The sequence below is a fragment of the Achromobacter sp. JCM 18799 genome, from assembly GCF_055395645.1.
In genome coordinates, this window is the sequence record NZ_AP043866.1 from 2,092,709 (window position 1) to 2,109,137 (window position 16,429).

At 68.5% G+C, this 16,429-nt stretch carries 15 protein-coding genes; 8 read left to right on the forward strand and 7 right to left on the reverse strand.

Annotated elements, in window-relative coordinates; all coding sequences use genetic code 11:
* Window positions 1-43: 43 nt before the first annotated feature.
* Together ACZ5YA_RS09910 and ACZ5YA_RS09915 are read left to right on the forward strand one after the other, a co-directional pair.
* Window positions 44-1,021: a Bug family tripartite tricarboxylate transporter substrate binding protein gene (locus ACZ5YA_RS09910; RefSeq protein ID WP_464092435.1), complete on the forward strand. Its 978-nt coding sequence runs from the start codon at window positions 44-46 to the stop codon at window positions 1,019-1,021.
* Window positions 1,018-1,974, forward strand: coding sequence for a BMP family ABC transporter substrate-binding protein (locus tag ACZ5YA_RS09915; RefSeq protein WP_464092436.1), 957 nt, complete (start codon window positions 1,018-1,020; stop codon window positions 1,972-1,974). The genes ACZ5YA_RS09910 and ACZ5YA_RS09915 overlap by 4 nt, the downstream gene beginning before the upstream one ends.
* On the opposite strand, the gene ACZ5YA_RS09920 is transcribed toward ACZ5YA_RS09915, so the two are convergent.
* Entirely contained in the window at window positions 1,947-2,444 is a 498-nt protein-coding gene (locus tag ACZ5YA_RS09920) for a GNAT family N-acetyltransferase (RefSeq protein WP_251881816.1), read from the reverse strand. The two genes, ACZ5YA_RS09915 and ACZ5YA_RS09920, sit on opposite strands and share 28 nt — an antisense overlap.
* A gap of 176 nt (window positions 2,445-2,620) precedes the next feature.
* On the opposite strand from ACZ5YA_RS09920, the gene ACZ5YA_RS09925 reads away from it, so the two are divergent.
* The gene (locus tag ACZ5YA_RS09925; RefSeq protein ID WP_059372649.1) at window positions 2,621-3,424 is read left to right on the forward strand and encodes an aspartate dehydrogenase; all 804 of its coding nucleotides are present in this window, start codon (window positions 2,621-2,623) and stop codon (window positions 3,422-3,424) included.
* An 18-nt stretch (window positions 3,425-3,442) separates the two neighbouring features.
* Here the strand turns inward: ACZ5YA_RS09925 and ACZ5YA_RS09930 are convergent, their stop codons facing one another.
* Window positions 3,443-5,299 (reverse strand): ABC transporter ATP-binding protein/permease, encoded by a 1,857-nt coding sequence (locus ACZ5YA_RS09930; RefSeq protein ID WP_118934603.1) that lies wholly within the window; start codon window positions 5,297-5,299, stop codon window positions 3,443-3,445.
* 198 nt (window positions 5,300-5,497) lie between these two features.
* Here ACZ5YA_RS09930 and ACZ5YA_RS09935 point away from each other — a divergent pair, with 198 nt between their 5' ends.
* Window positions 5,498-5,878 (forward strand): RNA-binding S4 domain-containing protein, encoded by a 381-nt coding sequence (locus ACZ5YA_RS09935; RefSeq protein WP_059372645.1) that lies wholly within the window; start codon window positions 5,498-5,500, stop codon window positions 5,876-5,878.
* A gap of 54 nt (window positions 5,879-5,932) precedes the next feature.
* Here ACZ5YA_RS09935 and ACZ5YA_RS09940 read toward each other — a convergent pair whose 3' ends face one another.
* The 3 genes from ACZ5YA_RS09940 to ACZ5YA_RS09950 are packed head-to-tail and all read right to left on the reverse strand — an operon-like array spanning window position 5,933 to window position 9,667.
* On the reverse strand, window positions 5,933-7,366 hold the full coding sequence (locus ACZ5YA_RS09940; RefSeq protein ID WP_464092437.1) for an aldehyde dehydrogenase family protein: 1,434 nt from the start codon (window positions 7,364-7,366) through the stop codon (window positions 5,933-5,935).
* Between the two features lie 4 nt (window positions 7,367-7,370).
* Window positions 7,371-8,447: an alcohol dehydrogenase catalytic domain-containing protein gene (locus ACZ5YA_RS09945; protein WP_251881825.1), complete on the reverse strand. Its 1,077-nt coding sequence runs from the start codon at window positions 8,445-8,447 to the stop codon at window positions 7,371-7,373.
* Complete coding sequence (locus tag ACZ5YA_RS09950) at window positions 8,444-9,667, reverse strand: ABC transporter substrate-binding protein (protein WP_118934597.1); 1,224 nt, start codon at window positions 9,665-9,667, stop codon at window positions 8,444-8,446. The genes ACZ5YA_RS09945 and ACZ5YA_RS09950 overlap by 4 nt, the downstream gene beginning before the upstream one ends.
* 181 nt (window positions 9,668-9,848) lie before the next feature.
* Here ACZ5YA_RS09950 and ACZ5YA_RS09955 point away from each other — a divergent pair, with 181 nt between their 5' ends.
* Genes ACZ5YA_RS09955 through ACZ5YA_RS09965 form a run of 3 tightly spaced genes read left to right on the forward strand, consistent with a single transcriptional unit; the run spans window position 9,849 to window position 13,338 of the window.
* Window positions 9,849-12,545: a LuxR C-terminal-related transcriptional regulator gene (locus ACZ5YA_RS09955; RefSeq protein WP_464092438.1), complete on the forward strand. Its 2,697-nt coding sequence runs from the start codon at window positions 9,849-9,851 to the stop codon at window positions 12,543-12,545.
* 57 nt (window positions 12,546-12,602) lie between these two features.
* A complete protein-coding gene (locus ACZ5YA_RS09960) occupies window positions 12,603-12,965 on the forward strand; it encodes a translation initiation factor Sui1 (protein ID WP_059372849.1) in 363 nt (120 codons plus the stop codon).
* A 19-nt stretch (window positions 12,966-12,984) separates the two neighbouring features.
* Complete coding sequence (locus ACZ5YA_RS09965) at window positions 12,985-13,338, forward strand: DOPA 4,5-dioxygenase family protein (protein ID WP_059372634.1); 354 nt, start codon at window positions 12,985-12,987, stop codon at window positions 13,336-13,338.
* A 4-nt stretch (window positions 13,339-13,342) separates the two neighbouring features.
* Here ACZ5YA_RS09965 and ppk2 read toward each other — a convergent pair whose 3' ends face one another.
* Window positions 13,343-14,341, reverse strand: a complete 999-nt coding sequence (gene ppk2 / locus ACZ5YA_RS09970; protein WP_118934623.1) for a polyphosphate kinase 2 — start codon at window positions 14,339-14,341, stop codon at window positions 13,343-13,345.
* Window positions 14,342-14,799: 458 nt separating this feature from the next.
* Here ppk2 and ACZ5YA_RS09975 point away from each other — a divergent pair, with 458 nt between their 5' ends.
* Window positions 14,800-15,261, forward strand: a complete 462-nt coding sequence (locus tag ACZ5YA_RS09975; RefSeq protein ID WP_464092439.1) for a hypothetical protein — start codon at window positions 14,800-14,802, stop codon at window positions 15,259-15,261.
* On the opposite strand, the gene ACZ5YA_RS09980 is transcribed toward ACZ5YA_RS09975, so the two are convergent.
* On the reverse strand, window positions 15,236-16,426 hold the full coding sequence (locus ACZ5YA_RS09980) for a trans-sulfuration enzyme family protein (protein ID WP_059372628.1): 1,191 nt from the start codon (window positions 16,424-16,426) through the stop codon (window positions 15,236-15,238). The two genes, ACZ5YA_RS09975 and ACZ5YA_RS09980, sit on opposite strands and share 26 nt — an antisense overlap.
* Window positions 16,427-16,429: the final 3 nt, after the last annotated feature.

Sequence of the window (16,429 nt, forward strand, 5' to 3'; positions counted from 1 at the left end):
ACGCCCTTTTGCCGCCCCGCGGCAGCCATGTAGAAGCCACGCCATGCCGATCTCCCGTCGAACCTTCATGCTTGCCGGCGCACTGGCGCTGCCGTTGGCGCGGCCGCGCATCGCGCGCGCAGCCGCCTGGCCCGAGCGTCCGATCCGGCTCGTCGTCACCTTCCCGCCCGGCGGCGCCAGCGACATCGCCGCGCGCCTCATCGCGCCCGCGCTGGCCGAACGGCTGGGCCAGCCCATCGTCATCGAAAACAGGCCCGGCGCGGGCTCGACCATAGGCGCGAGCCTGGTCGCGCAAGCGCCCAACGACGGCTACACGCTGCTGATGTCGAACTCGGCGCCGCTGTCCATTTCGCCTGCCCTGATGCCGCAAGGCGGATACGACGCGCTCGCCAGCTTCGACCACATCGCCTACCTGGGCGCGGTGCCCACCGTGTTCGCGGTCCACCCTTCCGTGCCGGTGTCCAGCTTCGCGGAGCTGACCGCCTGGATCCGCGCGCAGGACCAGCCGGTGCAGTACGGCAGTGGCGGACTGGCATCGGTGGGCCAGATCGTGGGTGAGCTGTATTCGCGGCAAACCGGCGCGCGCCTGCAGCACATTCCGTACAAGGGCTCGGGCGCGATGCGCAACGATCTGCTGGGCGGTCAGATCCGCTTCGCGGTGGATGCGCTGCCGCAGAACCTGCCGTTCCTGCGGTCCGGCCAACTGCGCCTGCTGGCGGTCACCACCGGCAAGCCGGTGCCACAGGCGCCCGACATCCCGGCGGTGGGCGAGCTGGGCTATCCGGGCCTAATCGCCGAAAACTTCGTCGGACTGTCCGGACCCGCCGGCCTGCCCGCGGCGGTCTCGCAGCGCTTGAACGACGCCATCGCGCAGACGCTGGCCAGCGCCGACATCCGCGCCAGGCTGGAAGGACAGGGCTTCGTCCTGTCGCAAAAATCCCCCGCCGAGTTCACCGATTTCGTCCGTCGTCAGGCCGAAGCCTGGGGACCGGTGGTGCGTTCCACGGGAGCCAGCCTATGAGCGCCCGCCGCATGCTTGTGCTGTTCGGCCATCCGGGCCGCGGCGGCTTCAACGAAGCGGCCGTCCGTGGCGCGGAGCGCGCCGCGCAAGCGGGCCAGCCCTTGCAGCTGGAATGGATCTCCGACCACGACTCCGTCGCGCGCGCCGGGCGCATCGCGCAACTATGCGACGCCGGCCCGGAGCTGGTCATCGTGCATGGCGGCCAGGGCGATGCCCCCGTGGCCGAGGTGGCGCCGCGCTACCCGCGCACGCAATTCGCCATCACCCAGGGGCACCACACCGCGGCCAACGTCGCGTCATACGAGATCCAGCAGGAGCACTCGGCTTTTCTGGCCGGCGTGTTGGCGGGCCTGCGCGCGGCCAACGGGCGGGCCGCCCATCTGTCCGGCGAAAAAGTGCGGCCCGGCCTGAAAGGCCGCGCCGCCTATGCCGATGGCGTGCGGCGCGTCACGGGCCGGGATCCGCTGACCGCCTTCTGCGGCAACCAGCACGATCCGGCGCTGGGCGCGGCCTGGGCCCGCGCGCTGTCCGCCCGCGACGCGCGCGTGCTGTTCGCCATGATGGACGGCGGCCGCGACGGCGTGACGCGCGTGTGCCGCGAAACGGGCGTCTGGCAGATCGGCAATGTGCTGGACTGGGTGGCGCGCGACCCGCAGGTCTATCTGGCATCGGCGCTGGCCGATTCGGGACTGTGCGTGCAGCGCGCCGCCGCGGACCATGCCGCGGGCGCGCTGGCGGTGGGTCGCGTGACCCGTTACGGCCTGGAGGAAGCCGCGTCGCTGCGGCTGGTGCTGGGCGCGAAGGTCGGCGCGGAAGAACGCCGCGTCCTGGATGAATGGGCGGGGCGGCTCGCAGCGGGAACGCTGGACATCGCCTCTGACTACAGCGGGCCGGAATTCACGCTGCCCGCGCCGCCTCCTGCCCGCTACGCGGTCGCTTCGAACGCCTTGTGATAGGCCACGTCTCCTTGCGCCGGGCGCGTGTAGGCCTGCGCCATGAAGTACTCGGGCGGCACCCCGGGATAGGTCAGCGCGGGCGTCTGCGCAAAACCGAATCGCGTGTAGTACGCCGGATCGCCCATCACCACGCAGCCCGCCGCGCCCAGCGCCTCAAGGCGCGCCAGGCCGTCCCGGATCAAGGCCGCGCCTATGCCCCGGCCTTGCAGTTCCGGCAGCACCGCGACCGGCCCCAGACCGTACCAGTCCGCCGAGCCGTCGCTGATCGCCACCGGAGAAAACGCGATGTGGCCCGCGACGCGCCCGTCCACCCGCGCCACCAGCGACAGCGTCAGCGCGCCGGCCTCGCGCAGCGCGTTCGTGATGTAGCCTTCGGTCTGCTGGCTGTGGGGATTGTCCTTGAACGCAGCCTGCGTCAGCGCGAAGATCGCCTCGCGGTCGTTTGGTGTTTCGGGAAGGATATGCATGCCTCGACTCCTGTAGGCTCAGGCGCAAAGTGTAGCCGGGCATGGTCGCCATTCCGCATTGACGCCTGCCGGCACGGTGGCTACAGTGGCCGGCAGTCCGGCGCCGCGTCATCGCGGCGGCGTGCAGCCCCTTTCCGAACCGCCCGCGGCGCGCCGCGGCCCTACTCTGGACCCTTATGAACAGCTACCGTGTCGGCATCGCCGGCTTCGGCGCCATCGGCCAGGCCGTGGCGCAATCCCTGGACGCCGGCCTGCCCGGCCTGACGCTCGCGGCCATCGCGGTGCGCGATCCCAAGGCCCCGCCGGCCTTCGCCTGGACCCAGGCCGCGCCCGCCTACACCACCATCGATGCGCTGCACGAACACTGCGACGTGGTCGTGGAATGCGCCCCCGCCGCAGTGTTCCGCGACATCGCCGAGCCCGTGCTGCGCGCCGGCAAGAAGATGGTGGTGCTGAGCTCGGGCGCGCTGCTGCGCCATGACGACCTGATCGAACTCGCCCGCCAACACCATGGCCAGATCCTGGTGCCTTCGGGCGCCATCCTGGGCCTGGATGCCATCACGGCGGCTGCCGAGGGCGTCATCCATTCCGTCACCATGATCACCCGCAAGCCGGTGCGCGGCCTGCTGGGCGCGCCCTACCTGACCGACAACAACATCGATATCGCGGACATCACCGAACCGCGCCTGATCTTCCGCGGCTCGCCGCGGGAAGCGGCGGTGGGCTTTCCGGCCAATCTGAACGTGGCGGTCAGCGTGTCGCTGGCCGGCATCGGCCCGGACAAGACCACGCTGGAAATCTGGGCCGATCCCTCGCTCGAGCGCAATCTGCACCGCGTCGAGGTCGTGTCCGACTCGGCCTCGTTCTCGATGGAAATCCAGAACATCCCCTCGGCCAATCCCAAGACCGGCCGCATCACCGCGCAAAGCGTGGTCGCCGCGCTGCGCAAGCTGACCGGTCCGCTGCGCGTGGGTACCTGAATCGCGGCGGGCGCGGCGCTAGGCCGCCGCCCGCTGCGGCCCGTCCGCCGGGCGCAGGCGCTCACCTGCAGCGCCCGCCCGCGCCATCGGTCCCACCCGCCAGTTCCCCGCGCCATCCAGGTCCAGCCTGTGCGTATGGAACACGTCCAGCGTGCTGCGATGCCCCACGCTGACCAGCATGCATGACGGCAGCGCCTCGCGCAGCAGGCTGTACAGCGCATGCTCCAGCCCTTCGTCGGTAGCGGACGTGGCCTCGTCCAGGAACACGATGGCGGGCCGGTTGTAAAGCACGCGCGCGAACGCCACGCGCTGCTGTTCGCCGATGGAAAGCATGCGCGACCAATCCGCGACTTCATCCAGGCGCCCGGTCAGATGCCCCAGATTGACCCGCCGCAAGGCGTCGGCCAGGCGCGCATCGTCCTCGGGCTGTGCCAGCCCCGGATACGCGACCGCGCCGCGCAAATCACCCAGGGGCAGATAGGGCCGCTGCGACAGGAACAGGGCAGAGGCGCCCTGCGGCCGGCGCACCGAGCCCTGCGCATAGGGCCACAAGCCCGCCAGCGCGCGCAGCAAGGTGGTCTTGCCGCTGCCCGAAGGCCCTTTGATCAGTAGCGCCTGGCCCGGCCGCAAGCTCAGGTTCAGGTCGCGCAGCAGCACCGTGCCGTCCGGGCGCGCCACCTGCACCGATTCGATATCCAGGCCGTCCGGCAGGCTCTCCGTCTGCACCGCAGGCAGCGCGCGCGCGGCCTCGTTGGCGTCCAGAAAGCCATTCAGCCGGTCCAGCGTGGCGCGGTACTGCGCGAAGGTGTCGTAGGAGGTGCGGAAGAACGACAAGGAATCCTGCACCTGCCCGAAGGCCTGCGACGTCTGGATCACGTCGCCCAGCTTGATCGCACCGCTGAAAAAACGCGGCGCCTGAAGGATGAACGGAAACACCACGGCCACCTGGCTCACCGACAGGTTGAAGCCGTCGAATTTCAGCCCCCGGTACACGCGCGCCCACAGGTTGGCGATGTAGGCCGAGAAACGCGTCCACAAGGTGGCGCGCTCGACGTTCTCGCCCTGATAGAACGCCACGTTCTCGGCGTTCTCGCGCAGGCGGACCAGCGCGTAACGGAAGTTCGCCGTCAGGCGCTCGGACAGGAAATTCAGCTTGATCAGCGGGCGCCCGATCTTGAACGCGAACAGCGTTGCCACGATGACGTACAGGTACACCATGAACACCATGGCGCGCGGAATCTCCACCCCCGCCACCGTCAAGGCGCCGGACAGTCCCCAGAGGATGGACGTGAACGCCACCAGCGAGACGACCGCGCTCAGCGCGCCGATCGCCAGCGTGCGCGAACCCGTCACGAACATGGCGATGTCCTGTTCGATGCGCTGGTCGGGGTTGTCGACCGGGGCATCGACGAAATGGCCGCGGTAGTAGGCGCCCGCGCCCAGCCAGTCGCGGGTCAGCCTGTCGTTGAGCCACACGCGCCAGCGGATGTCGAAGGCCTGCCCGGCATAACTGTCGGCCAGGGTACGCACCACGTGCACACAGGCCAGCACCGAAAAGATGCCCAAAAAGCGCCAGAACGCGCTCTGGTCCAGCGCCTGCAACGCGCTGTAGAAGCCGTTGTACCAGAACGAAAACAGCACCGTCATGCGCACGGCGAACATCGCCAGGAACAACAGCAGCGCCAGCGTCAACAGGGGCTGCCAGCTGCGCCTGGGATCGAGATACGGCCGCGCCAGCCGCCAGAACTTGCGTCCCCAATCCGTGTAACGCGCAAGCAGGCCCCCGACCAGCATCAGCGCGATGGCCGAAATGCCGAACGCACGCGCCAGCCAGAGCCCGCTTTCCGCTAGTTGCTGCTGCCAGTTCAGGTCCATGAGTCGATTGCCCTCCGATACGCGCTTCTGGTTAGACGGGACGCGCGCATCGAGTTCCGGCGCGGGGACCGTTTTAAGCCAGGCTTAAGCGTTGCAGCTGGGTGATCGAAAGCCATCTGACAGCCAGCGCGCCGCGGCAAGGCGGCGTACGGCGGCTATCATGGACGCCTGAGCAGCAATACCGGCAGGTAAGGAACCATGGACAAGATCCGGCTAGACAAGTGGCTATGGGCCGCGCGCTTCTACAAGACGCGCAGCCTGGCCGTGCAGGAAATCGGCAAGGGCCGGGTATTGGTGAACGACCAGCCCGCCAAGCCCGCGCGCGAAGTCGCGCCAGGCGATCTGGTCACGGTGCGCAAGGAAGACCCGGCGCTGCATGTGCGGGTGATGGCGATCAGCGGCGTGCGCGGCCCCGCCCCCGTCGCGCGCCAGCTATACGAGGAAACGCCCGAGAGCGCGGCAGCGCGCGAGCGCGCAGCGGAAATGCGCCGCCTGGCGCCCGAGCCCGCGCTGGGCATAGAAGCCGGACGCCCGACCAAGCGCGACCGGCGGTTGATAGACCAGATGCGGGGCAAGTAGAGCCTCCGGGGCCGCCGGGGCGCTTACGCATGTCCCGGCCGCATTCCATAACGCTCAAGCGCCATCGTCCGCCAACACCGCCACCGTCTGCACGCTGGTGTATTCCAGCAGCCCTTCCAACCCGTTCTCCACGCCCAGACCCGACTGCTTGCGGCCGCCGAACGGCACGTCCGGCGACATGGCGTGGATATGGTTGATCCATACCGTGCCGGTTTCCAGGCGCCGCGCGATGGACCGCGCCAGCGCCAGGTCCTTGGACCATACCGACCCGCCCAGCCCGTAGTCGGAGTCATTGGCGCGTTGGACAACGTCGTCGATGTCCCGGTATTTCAGCAAGGGCAGCACCGGTCCGAACGCCTCTTCCACCACGCTGCGCGCGTCGTCCGGCGGATTGTCCAGGATGGCGACCGGCACGAAATAGCCCTTGCCCTGGGGCACATCGCCGCCCGCCAGAAAGCGCACGCCGTTGCGATGCGCGTCGGCGATGAGATCCTTGACCCGCTCGTACTGCGGACGGTTCTGGATCGGACCCAGACCGGTCCCCGGCTGCGCGCCATCGCCCATGACGACGCCCCTGGCGTGTTCCACCAACGCCGCGGCGAACTCGTCATAGATGGATTCGTGCACATACAGCCGCTTGGTGGCCAGGCAGAACTGCGAGGAATTGCGGAATGCTCCCCAGAACAGCTTGGCGGCCGTGTCGCGCACGTCCACATCCGGCAGCACGATGGCCGCATCGTTGCCGCCCAGCTCCAGCGTGATGCGTTTGAGCCTGCCGGATGCGCTCTGCATGACGCGCCTGCCCGTCGCGGTCGAGCCGGTAAAGGCGATCTTGTCGATGCCCGGATGCTCGGTCAGCCAAGGTCCCACCCGGTCCCCGCCGCACACCACGTTCAGCGCGCCTGGCGGCAGCAGGTCGCGAAACAGCTCGCCCATCTTCAATGAAGTCAGCGGCGTGAACGGCGACGGCTTCAACACGACGGTGTTGCCCGCCAGCAAGGCCGGGGCGATCTTCCAGATGGCCAGCGTCATCGGGAAGTTCCAAGGTGCGATCGCCGCCACCACGCCGATAGGCACATGGCGCGTCTCGAACACGCGGCCCGCGCCGTCGTCCTGCCGCGCCGCAGGCAGATCGCGCGCCGCGGTCGCACGCAGCCAGGCGACGCAACGGCCGACCTCGGCGCGCGCGTCGGCGTGGGGCTTGCCCTGCTCGCGCGTCAGCAGGCGCATGAAGCCTTCGGTGTACTCCTCCAGCCTGTCTGCCATGGCAAGAAGCGCGGCCTGGCGCCGTGCCAGGGACGTCTCGCTCCATGGCGCAAAGGCGCGCCTCGCGGCCGCGACTGCTTCGTTCAACTGCGCCAGCGACGCGTCCGGCACGGTGGCGATGCGTTCCTCCGTGGCGGGGTTGAGCACATCGAAGGTTTGCACCGACGTTTCCGCGCGGCCATCCACCGTCATGGAATAGCCGGAATCCAGATTCAGCTGCATGGTTCTATGCCTGTTTCGCGTTGGGTTGATCGGGACAGAGGACCTGGCGCCCCACCACGCGGCCGGCCGCCAGATCGAGAAGCGCTGCCTGAGCCTCCTGCAGGCAGCGGCAGGAAATCGGAATGGCGCGCGGCCCCCGCTCCCGCACCAAGGCCATGAGTTGCTGCAGTTCGGCCAGCGTGCCGATGTAGGATCCTTCGATGCTGATGGCGCGCATGGGCACCAAGGCCGTCGACAGCGGCAACTCTCCGCCGAACAGCCCGATCAGGATCAATTGCCCGCCCTTGGCCAGCAGATCCATGCCCTGCTTCACCGTGCTTGCCGCGCCCACGCAATCGATCACCGCCCAGACCTCGCCCGCGGCGCGCCGAACCTCGTCCAGCGCGCTGGCGGCGTGCGCGTCCACGGCCAGGCTGGCGCCGGCGGCCAGCGCGGCGCCCCGGCGCGCGCCATCGGGTTCCAGCACGATCACCCGCGGGCATCCCAAGGCGCGCAGCAAGCTCACGCACATGAGGCCCAGGCCGCCTGCGCCGACCACCACGACCGCCTCCGCCTGCAGCACCTCCGGCGCAATCTTGCGGATGGCGCTATAGGACGTCAGGCCCGAACATGCGTAAGGCGCGGCCTGCTCGGGCCGCAGGTCGCCGATTTCGATCAGGTAGCGGGCGTCCGGCACCAGGATGTGGTCGCTATAGCCGCCCGGCCGGAAGATCCCCAGGAAGCGCGGCGCGGCGCACAGGTTTTCGCGCCCGCGCCGGCAGACCTTGCAGTCGCCGCAACCGATCCACGGATACACCAGATAGCGCTGTCCCGTGGTCACCCCATTCGCGTCTGGCCCGGCGGCGACCACCACGCCTGCCGTCTCATGGCCCAGGGTCAACGGCAGCGTGACGCCGCGCTGCTCCACGCGCAGGCGCTTGTCGCCGCCCAGGTCGTAGTAGCCCTCCCACGTATGCACGTCGGTGTGGCACACGCCCGCGGCAAGCACCCTCAGCAATACCTGCGCTCCCTGCGGTTCGGGCGCCGGGCGCTCGATCGGAACCAGCGGCTGGCCAAAGGCGGTTACGTCGTAGCTGATCATCGCATCACCTGCTTGATCAAGGGGCAGCCGCCGCGGTCCTCTGGCCGGAATGCGACGTCGCCCGGGATGACCGCAACCTGCTTATACAGATCCCACTCGCTGCGGGATTCCTCCGGCTTCTTCACTTCGAACAGGTACATGTCGCGCACCACCCGCCCGTCCGCGCGCAACCGTCCGTTGCGCGTCATGAAATCGTTGATGGGCGTCTCCCGCATCTTGGCCATGACGGCGTCGGCGTCCTTGGTGCCGGCCGCCTTGACCGCGTTCAAGTAATGCAGCACCGCGCCGTAGGTGCCGGCCTGGGTCATGGTCGGCTTGCGTCCGACCTTGTCCTGGAAGCGTTGCGACCAGGCCCGCGTGGCGTCGTTCTGGTCCCAGTAGAACGCCTCGGTCAACAGCAGCCCCTGGCCCAAGGGCAGCCCGATGGACTTCACGTCCGACAGGAACGCCAGCAGCGCCACCAGCTTCTGCTGGCCGCCCGGCCGGCCAATGCCGAAGTCCGCCGCCTGCTTGATCGCGCTGATGACGTCGTTGCCGCCCAGCGCCAGGCCGATGATGCCCGCTTTGGAAGCCTGCGCCTGCAACAGATAGGAACTGAAGTCCGGCGTATTCAGGGGCGACCGCACCGCCCCCAGCACCTTGCCGCCGTTCTTCTCGATGACCGCGGAGGCATCGGCCTGCAGCGCGTAGCCGAACGAGTAATCCGCGGTCATGAAATACCATTTCTTGCCGCCCTGCGCGGACACCGCCGCGCCCGTGCCGTTGGCCAGCGCGTAGGTATCGTAGGTCCAGTGGACGGTATAGGGCGAGCACGCCTTGGCGGTCAGCTCCGACGTCGACGCGCTCGTCACCATGACGATCCTTTTCTTCTCGCGGCCGAGTTCGCTGATGGCCAGCGCCAGCGCCGACGTGGGCAGATCGGTGACCATGTCCACGCCATCCTGGTCGAACCAGCGCCGCGCCGCCGCGCTGGCGACGTCGACCTTGTTCTGGCCATCGGTGTACACCAGTTCGACCGGCTGGCCCAACACGCTGCCGCCGAAATCCTGCACGGCCATGCGCGCGGCCTCCACCAGCCCCTTGCCGCCGATGTCGGAGTACGCCGAGCTCATGTCCGCCATGACGCCGATCTTCACTGGGCCGCCGGCAGGCTGCGCTTGCACGCCTGCCGCAACGAGTGCGGCGCCCGCCAACGCGTACACCGTTTTCACGATTGCCATCGATATGTCTCCGTTATGAGTAAACGCCATTTGCGCAGCAACTGGCCTATTGCCCCGGCACGAGTCCTTTTGTATCGTAGGCACGCATTTTTCAGCTTCGTCCAAAGCGACGATTTTCGTGTTGCTTGCGGGTTTCCCCGAGCCGGCGGCGCGCAATCGTTCCTCACCCAACAGGCAGATCATGCGCCCTATGTTTTCGCCCGGACATGCGCTGGCCAGCGGCAAGCTCGGCGTCCCCGCTGCCCACCCCGACCATATCCCGCGTGTATCGCTGTGCGCGCAAATCTGCGCGCCTGGCAGCCCCAGGGTCGTCCTCGCGCGCGGCCCCGCCGGCTACGGCAAGACCACGCTGCTGGCCCAGTGCCAGACCCGGTTGAGCGCCCAATCCGTGCACGGCGCCTGGCTGACGCTGGACCGCGGCGATAACGATCTGCCGCGCTTTCTGCGATGCCTGACCGCCGCGCTGGAGCCCCTGGCCGCGCCGCCCGGGACGCTGGCCGACCTGGAGGCCGACGACGCGCTGGCGCTCGCCCTCATCGAAGCCATCGCCACGCAGACCGCTCCCTTTGCGCTGGTGCTGGACGAGTTCGAGGCCATCGTCGCGCCAGGCGTGCTGGACTTCGTGCAGAACCTGATCAACCGCCTGCCGCCGCAGGGCCGGCTGCTGATCGGCTCGCGCCATGCCACCGGCCTGGAACTGGGACGCTTGCGGGCCGACGGCCGGTTGCTCGAAATCGACGCTGCCCAGCTCTGCTTTTCGCTGGAGGAGACCACCCTGTTCTTTGCCCGGCGCAACCCTGTGGTCACACGCGCCGAAATCGGCCAGCTTCACCACAAGACCGAAGGCTGGATCGCCGCGCTCTGGCTGGCCTGCGCCTCGCTGGCGCGGCAGGACTCCGCCGCGGCGTTCATCGAACGCTTTTCGGGCAGCGACCAGTCCGTCTCCGACTATCTGGCCCAGGATGTTCTTGCCGGACAGACGCCCGAGTTGCGGCGCTTTCTGCTGCGCACCAGCATCCTGAAGCAACTGAACGCGGCGCTATGCCAAGCGTTGCTGCCGGACCTGGACTGCGGTCGCATCCTGCGCGAACTCGAGGACGGACAGGTCCTGCTGTCGCGCTCCTCCGCGGACGCGGCTCAATACCGCTACCACGGCCTGTTCGCGAGCCATCTGCAATCCACACTGCGGCAGCAGGATCCAGCGGACATCCCCGCGCTGCATCTGGCGGCGTCCCGCTGGTACGCCGAGCAAGGCCGTCCCGTTCCTGCCATCGATCACGCCATCGAAGGCGGCGACTTCGAGCACGCCCTTGCCTTGCTGGGTACAAACGCGGAAGCGTTGCTGGCCGAGGGGCGCATGCGGCTGCTCTCCCGCTGGTTCGCGCAGTTGCCAGCGGCCGTCCTGGCCCGCCGCCCGGCCCTGCAGGCGGTGCAGGTATGGGCAACCTGTTTTACCCGGGGCGCCAGCGAGGCGTCGTTGCAGCTGGACGAGTTGAGACTGGCCCGCAGCCCCGATCCCGACGTCCGCGCGCACGTGCAGGCGCTGCGGCCCTTGCTGCTCTCCATGACCGACCGCCACGAAGAGGCCTACGCGCTAGGCATGCCTGGCATCGCCGCGGCGGCGAACGCGTCCACCTTCGCGGCAACCGCCCTGGCCAACGCCATGGCCAACGTCGCCGCCGTGCTTGGCCGCTACCAGGAAGCGCAACGGCTGCTGGACGCCGCCCGCCGCGCGCAGAGCCTGGCCGCCAGCGCTTTCAATCAGATGTACTCCGAAGCGGTGGAAGGCATCATCGATCTGCAGGAGGGGCGCATGCGCCAGGCTGGCGCGCATTTCCGAATGGCCGTCCACGCCACCCGCAAGGGCGCGTACGGCCAGGCCAACGGCAACGCCTGGGCCGGCGTGCTGTACGCGGCCGGGGTTTACGAAGCCGGCGATCTGGAGCAGGCCGCCCGGCTGTTGCGCGTCTACGTGCCTCTTGGGCGGGACACGGGACACCCGGACCACTTGATACTCGGCTATGTGATGCTGGCGCGCATCGCATTTCTGTCGGGCGACATCGTGCAGACCTTCTATCTGCTGGGCGAACTGGAATACCTCGGCCATCAGCGCCGCCTGCCCCGGATCGCCGGCAGCGCGCGCGTGGAGCGCGCGCGCGTGCTGCTGCTGCAAGGACATCCGCAGGCCGCGCAGGACGAGCTCAAACGCGCGGAAGACAACGATCTGTGGGCTCGCATCGAAACGCTGCGCCTGCCCTCCAACGACTTGCTGTACCCGCGGCTGGGGATGCTGCGCGTGCAGTCCTACACGGGCAAGCCCGAGGATGCGTTGCGCCAGCTGGATGCCGACATTGCGTGCGCCGTATCGTCCCGCCGCATCCGGCGCGCCTACAAATTGCAAATGTTCCGCGCCGTCGCCCTGGCGCGCGCAGGTGAAGAGGCGCAGGCCCACCAGCAGTTGGCAACCTTGCTGGACACCGCGCAGGCCGAGGGGCTATGCCGTGTGCTGGCTGACGAAGGCAGCGCCTTTCTCTCGCTGCTGCCGCGCTTCTTTTCGTCGACAGACGGCTGCGCATGGTTGAATGGCTGCGCGTCGGCCCAAGCCTGGCTCAACCGCTTCCAACGCCATGCCGGGATGCCCGCGGACTCCAGCCCGGCCAAGCCAGCCGCCGAGCGCGCGCCGGCCGAGGCTTTGACAGCCAAGGAACTGAACGTGCTGCGCCTGGTTGCGGACGGCCATTCCAACAACGCCATCGCCCAGCGCCTGTTCGTATCCGAAAGCACCGTGCGCACCCATCTGCGCAACCTGAACGTAAAACTGTGCGCCGACAGCCGCACCCGCGCCGTGGCCCTGGCGCGCGAAGCCGGTCTGCTGTAGGGCCGGGACTGGCTGGCCTGCCGGCGATTAAGATAGGGACTTTTGCGCGTGTCCATCATGAAAAGCAGTTCTACAGGCGGCCTGGTCTACTCCACCGACGGCGGCCGCATGTGCCCCGAATGCCGCAAGCCGCTGGCGCAGTGCCTGTGCAAGCAGACCGCCCGTGCGGCCCCCGCCGGCGACGGCGTGGCCCGCGTGTCGCGCGAAACCAAGGGCCGTGGCGGCAAGAGCGTCACCGTGGTCAAGGGCGTGGCGCTGGACGGCGCGGCGCTGAACGCGCTGGGCAAGCAGCTGCGCAACGCCTGCGGCTCCGGCGGAACGGTAAAGGACGGCGTGATCGAGATCCAGGGCGACCACTGCGAACGCGTCATGGAAACCCTGCAAAAACAAGGCATCCGCGCCAAGCGCGCGGGCGGCTGACACCGACGGAGCAACAGCAATGACCGAATCCCAAACCAGCGCCGTCGCCAGTTGGCACGCCCATGTGTATTTCGACGCCGCCAGCCGCGACGCCGCGCACGCCCTGCGCGAACGGATCGCCGCGCGCTTTGCCGGCCAGATGGAGCTGGGGCGCTTCCATGAGCGCCCCGTCGGCCCGCATCCCCAGTGGAGCTACCAGATTGCCTTCACGCCCGAGCGCTTCGCGGAGATCGCCACCTGGCTGACGCTGCACCACGGAGCGCTGGATGTCTTCATGCATCCCAACACCGGCGACTCCCTGCGCGACCACCGCGACTGCGCCGTGTGGATCGGCCGCAGCCACACCCTGAACCTGCAGGCGCTGGGCGCCTGAACCGCTACAGCGCGCGGCCCACGATCAGCGAATCCAGCGCCATCATGGGATCGCTGCTCTTGCCTTCATATGGCAGGCGGCTGAGCACGTAGCGCATCGCATTGATCCGCGCGCGCTTCTTGCAGTCGGACTTGACCACCACCCAGGGCGCGTCGGCCGTGTCGGTGTGCGCGAACATGGCTTCCTTGGCGCGGGTGTAGTCGTCCCACTTGTCCAGCGAGGCCAGGTCCACCGGGCTGAGCTTCCACTGCTTGAGCGGATGCACCTTGCGCTGCAGGAAGCGGCGGCGCTGTTCTTCCTGGCTGACCGAGAACCAGAACTTGATCAGGTGGATACCGCTGCTGACCAGATGGCGCTCGAAATCCGGCACCTGGCGCAGGAAGTCCAGGTATTCGTTCTGGGTGCAAAAGCCCATCACGCGCTCGACGCCGGCGCGGTTGTACCAGGAGCGGTCGAACATGACGATCTCGCCCGCAGTCGGCAGGTGCTGCACGTAGCGCTGGAAGTACCACTGACCCTTTTCCGTGTCGGAAGGCTTTTCCAGCGCGACCACGCGCGCGCCGCGCGGGTTCAGGTGTTCCATCATGCGCTTGATGGTGCCGCCCTTGCCGGCGGCGTCGCGGCCTTCGAACAGGATCACGACGCGCTGGCCGGTGGCCTTGACCCAGGCCTGCAGCTTCAGCAGTTCGACCTGCAGGCTGTACTTCTGCTTTTCGTAGTTACGGCGCAGCATGCGGTGGCGATAGGGATAGATGCCTTCGCGCCAGTCCGCGGCCAGCTCATCGTCGGGATTGCGGCGCGTGCGCGGCGCCGCCGAATTGGCTTCCAGCAACGCGCGGTGCACGGCCTGCGCATCGTCCGGCGACAGTTCCTCGATGACCGAGCGCAGCGCCTCGCGCGCCTGGGCCGGCGCGCTGACGTTGTAGCGACGCGCGATGTCGGCCAGCACGGCGACGGTTTCCTGACGCGCGGCGTCCTGACGGGCGACGACGCGTTTGCGCACATCGAGAGCCGGCTCGGCGGCGGCCGCGGCCGATACGGGGTCAACCGGCGCGGGAGCGCCCGCCGCGAGATCGCCCGCCGCGGGAGCGCCCGCCGCGGGATCCACCGCGGCAGGCGCCTTGGCCGCGCGCGGCCTGCGGCTGGTGGTTACCGGCGTGACGACCGTCTTGACCGCCGGCCTCTTGGAGGCGCTGGCGGTCCGCTTGGCCGCGCGCTTGCGCGGCGTGTCGGCTACGGCTTGTTCGGTGGCTGGGGGGGGTCTTGTCTGTCATCGATCCTGTCCTCGCTGCGCTGATCGTCCTGTCCGCGCCGGCCAGGCTTGCGCCTGCGGCCTCAGTCGGGAAAAGCGCAAACGCTACTCCGAGCCCTGCCCCGCGGATTTGACTTTGATCAAACGTTGTAACATTTTTGCAGCAACGAAGGCCGCTACACTGGCCTCCCTACACCCGCCCCTGCGCCATGTGGTCATTCATCAAACGGCTGCTAGCCGGCCCGACGCCGCCCGAAGATCCCCTGCGCGAAACCGTGAGCTTCGATGAAGCCGGTTTCACGCGCAGCAGCGAACTGGCTCGCGCCCTGGGCCAGCAGGAATTCTGGCCCTGGAGCGACATCCATGAATTCGGCTTCCGCTACACGCAGGCCGTCTTTCCCGATCCCTGGTCGGGCGACTACATGGAAGGCCTGTGGTTCCTGCGCGTACCCAGCGACGGCGGCGGGCTGATGGCCATGGAATTCGACGAGGCCACGCTCGACGCCGAACGACTGCCTGCCGCCCTGCTGCGGAACATGCCGGGCCTGGACATGGACGCGCTGCGCGCGGGGCTGGCCGCGGCCGCGCGCGGGCCGCGCAACTTCGAGGACCATGGGGAATGGGTGGCGTGGCGGCGCGTGGCCACTACGCCCGATCCAGGCCCTGCTTGAGGTCGGCCAGGATGTCCTCGGGCGTCTCCAGGCCCACCGACAGCCGCAGTAAGCCCTCGGACAGTCCATAGCGCTCGCGGTCCTCGGCAGAGTAGCTGGCATGCGTCATGGACGCGGGATGCTGGATCAGGGTTTCCGGATCGCCCAGGCTGACCGCGATGCGCGCCAGCTTCAGGCTGTTGAGCAGGCGGCGCCCCGCCGCCAGTCCACCCTTGAGTTCGAACGCGACCAGGCCGCCGCCGGCCGATTGCTGGCGGCGCGCGATCTCCGCGCCCGCCGTATCCGCCAGGCCCGGATAGAACACGTCTGCCACCGCGGGATGCTCGCGCAGCAGCTTGGCCACCTTCAGCGCGGATTCGCTGTGGCGCGCCACGCGCAGCTCCAGCGTCTTGATGCCGCGCAGCACCAGGAAGGCGGTGAAGGGCGACAAGGTCGCGCCGGTGAAGTAGCGCAGCCCTTGCAGCCGGATCGCATCGATGTGTTCCTTGCGCCCCAGCACCGCCCCCGCCAGCAGGTCGCCGTGGCCGCCCAGGTACTTGGTGGCCGAGTGCAGCACGACGTCGGCGCCATGCTCCAGCGGACGCTGCAGCACCGGCGTGGCGAAAGTGTTGTCGACGATGGTCAGCAGACCCTTGCCGCGGGCAATGGCGGACACCGCCGCGATATCCACCAGGCGCAGGTTGGGATTGGCCGGCGTCTCGAAGTAGACCGCGCGCGTGTTGGGGCCGATGGCCGCCGCCACGGTCTCGGGGCGGGTGAAATCGGCAAACACCGCGCGCACGCCAAAGCGCGCCAGGCCTTGCGTGAACAGGGTGAAGGCGGTGCCATACACGATCTGGTCCACGACGATTTCATCGCCGCTCTGCAATAGCGAGAACAGGGTCGCCGAAATCGCCGCCATGCCGGAGGCGGTCACCACGCCGGCCTCGGCGCCTTCCAGCGAGGCCAGGCGCTCTTCCAGCAGCGCCTGCGTCGGATTGCGCGTGCGGCCGTAGACGTAACCCTGCTTTTCGCCCAGGCGGATCTGGTCGAAGGATTCGATGCTGTCCTGGGTGTAGGTGGAGGTCAGATAGAGCGGCGGAGCCAGGGCGCCCTGCTCGTCCAGCGGGTCATAGCCCAGGTGGATGGCGCGCGTGGCAAAACCGTGTTGCGAGGAGTCGGACATTTC

What these genes read in the sequence shown, in the direction of transcription:
- ACZ5YA_RS09910 (WP_464092435.1), top strand. Translation starts at nt 44, where the DNA reads ATGCCGATCTCCCGTCGAACCTTCATGCTTGCCGGCGCACTGGCGCTG.
- ACZ5YA_RS09915 (WP_464092436.1), top strand. Translation starts at nt 1,018, where the DNA reads ATGAGCGCCCGCCGCATGCTTGTGCTGTTCGGCCATCCGGGCCGCGGC.
- ACZ5YA_RS09920 (WP_251881816.1), bottom strand. Translation starts at nt 2,444, where the DNA reads ATGCATATCCTTCCCGAAACACCAAACGACCGCGAGGCGATCTTCGCG.
- ACZ5YA_RS09925 (WP_059372649.1), top strand. Translation starts at nt 2,621, where the DNA reads ATGAACAGCTACCGTGTCGGCATCGCCGGCTTCGGCGCCATCGGCCAG.
- ACZ5YA_RS09930 (WP_118934603.1), bottom strand. Translation starts at nt 5,299, where the DNA reads ATGGACCTGAACTGGCAGCAGCAACTAGCGGAAAGCGGGCTCTGGCTG.
- ACZ5YA_RS09935 (WP_059372645.1), top strand. Translation starts at nt 5,498, where the DNA reads ATGGACAAGATCCGGCTAGACAAGTGGCTATGGGCCGCGCGCTTCTAC.
- ACZ5YA_RS09940 (WP_464092437.1), bottom strand. Translation starts at nt 7,366, where the DNA reads ATGCAGCTGAATCTGGATTCCGGCTATTCCATGACGGTGGATGGCCGC.
- ACZ5YA_RS09945 (WP_251881825.1), bottom strand. Translation starts at nt 8,447, where the DNA reads ATGATCAGCTACGACGTAACCGCCTTTGGCCAGCCGCTGGTTCCGATC.
- ACZ5YA_RS09950 (WP_118934597.1), bottom strand. Translation starts at nt 9,667, where the DNA reads ATGGCAATCGTGAAAACGGTGTACGCGTTGGCGGGCGCCGCACTCGTT.
- ACZ5YA_RS09955 (WP_464092438.1), top strand. Translation starts at nt 9,849, where the DNA reads ATGCGCCCTATGTTTTCGCCCGGACATGCGCTGGCCAGCGGCAAGCTC.
- ACZ5YA_RS09960 (WP_059372849.1), top strand. Translation starts at nt 12,603, where the DNA reads ATGAAAAGCAGTTCTACAGGCGGCCTGGTCTACTCCACCGACGGCGGC.
- ACZ5YA_RS09965 (WP_059372634.1), top strand. Translation starts at nt 12,985, where the DNA reads ATGACCGAATCCCAAACCAGCGCCGTCGCCAGTTGGCACGCCCATGTG.
- ACZ5YA_RS09975 (WP_464092439.1), top strand. Translation starts at nt 14,800, where the DNA reads ATGTGGTCATTCATCAAACGGCTGCTAGCCGGCCCGACGCCGCCCGAA.
- ACZ5YA_RS09980 (WP_059372628.1), bottom strand. Translation starts at nt 16,426, where the DNA reads ATGTCCGACTCCTCGCAACACGGTTTTGCCACGCGCGCCATCCACCTG.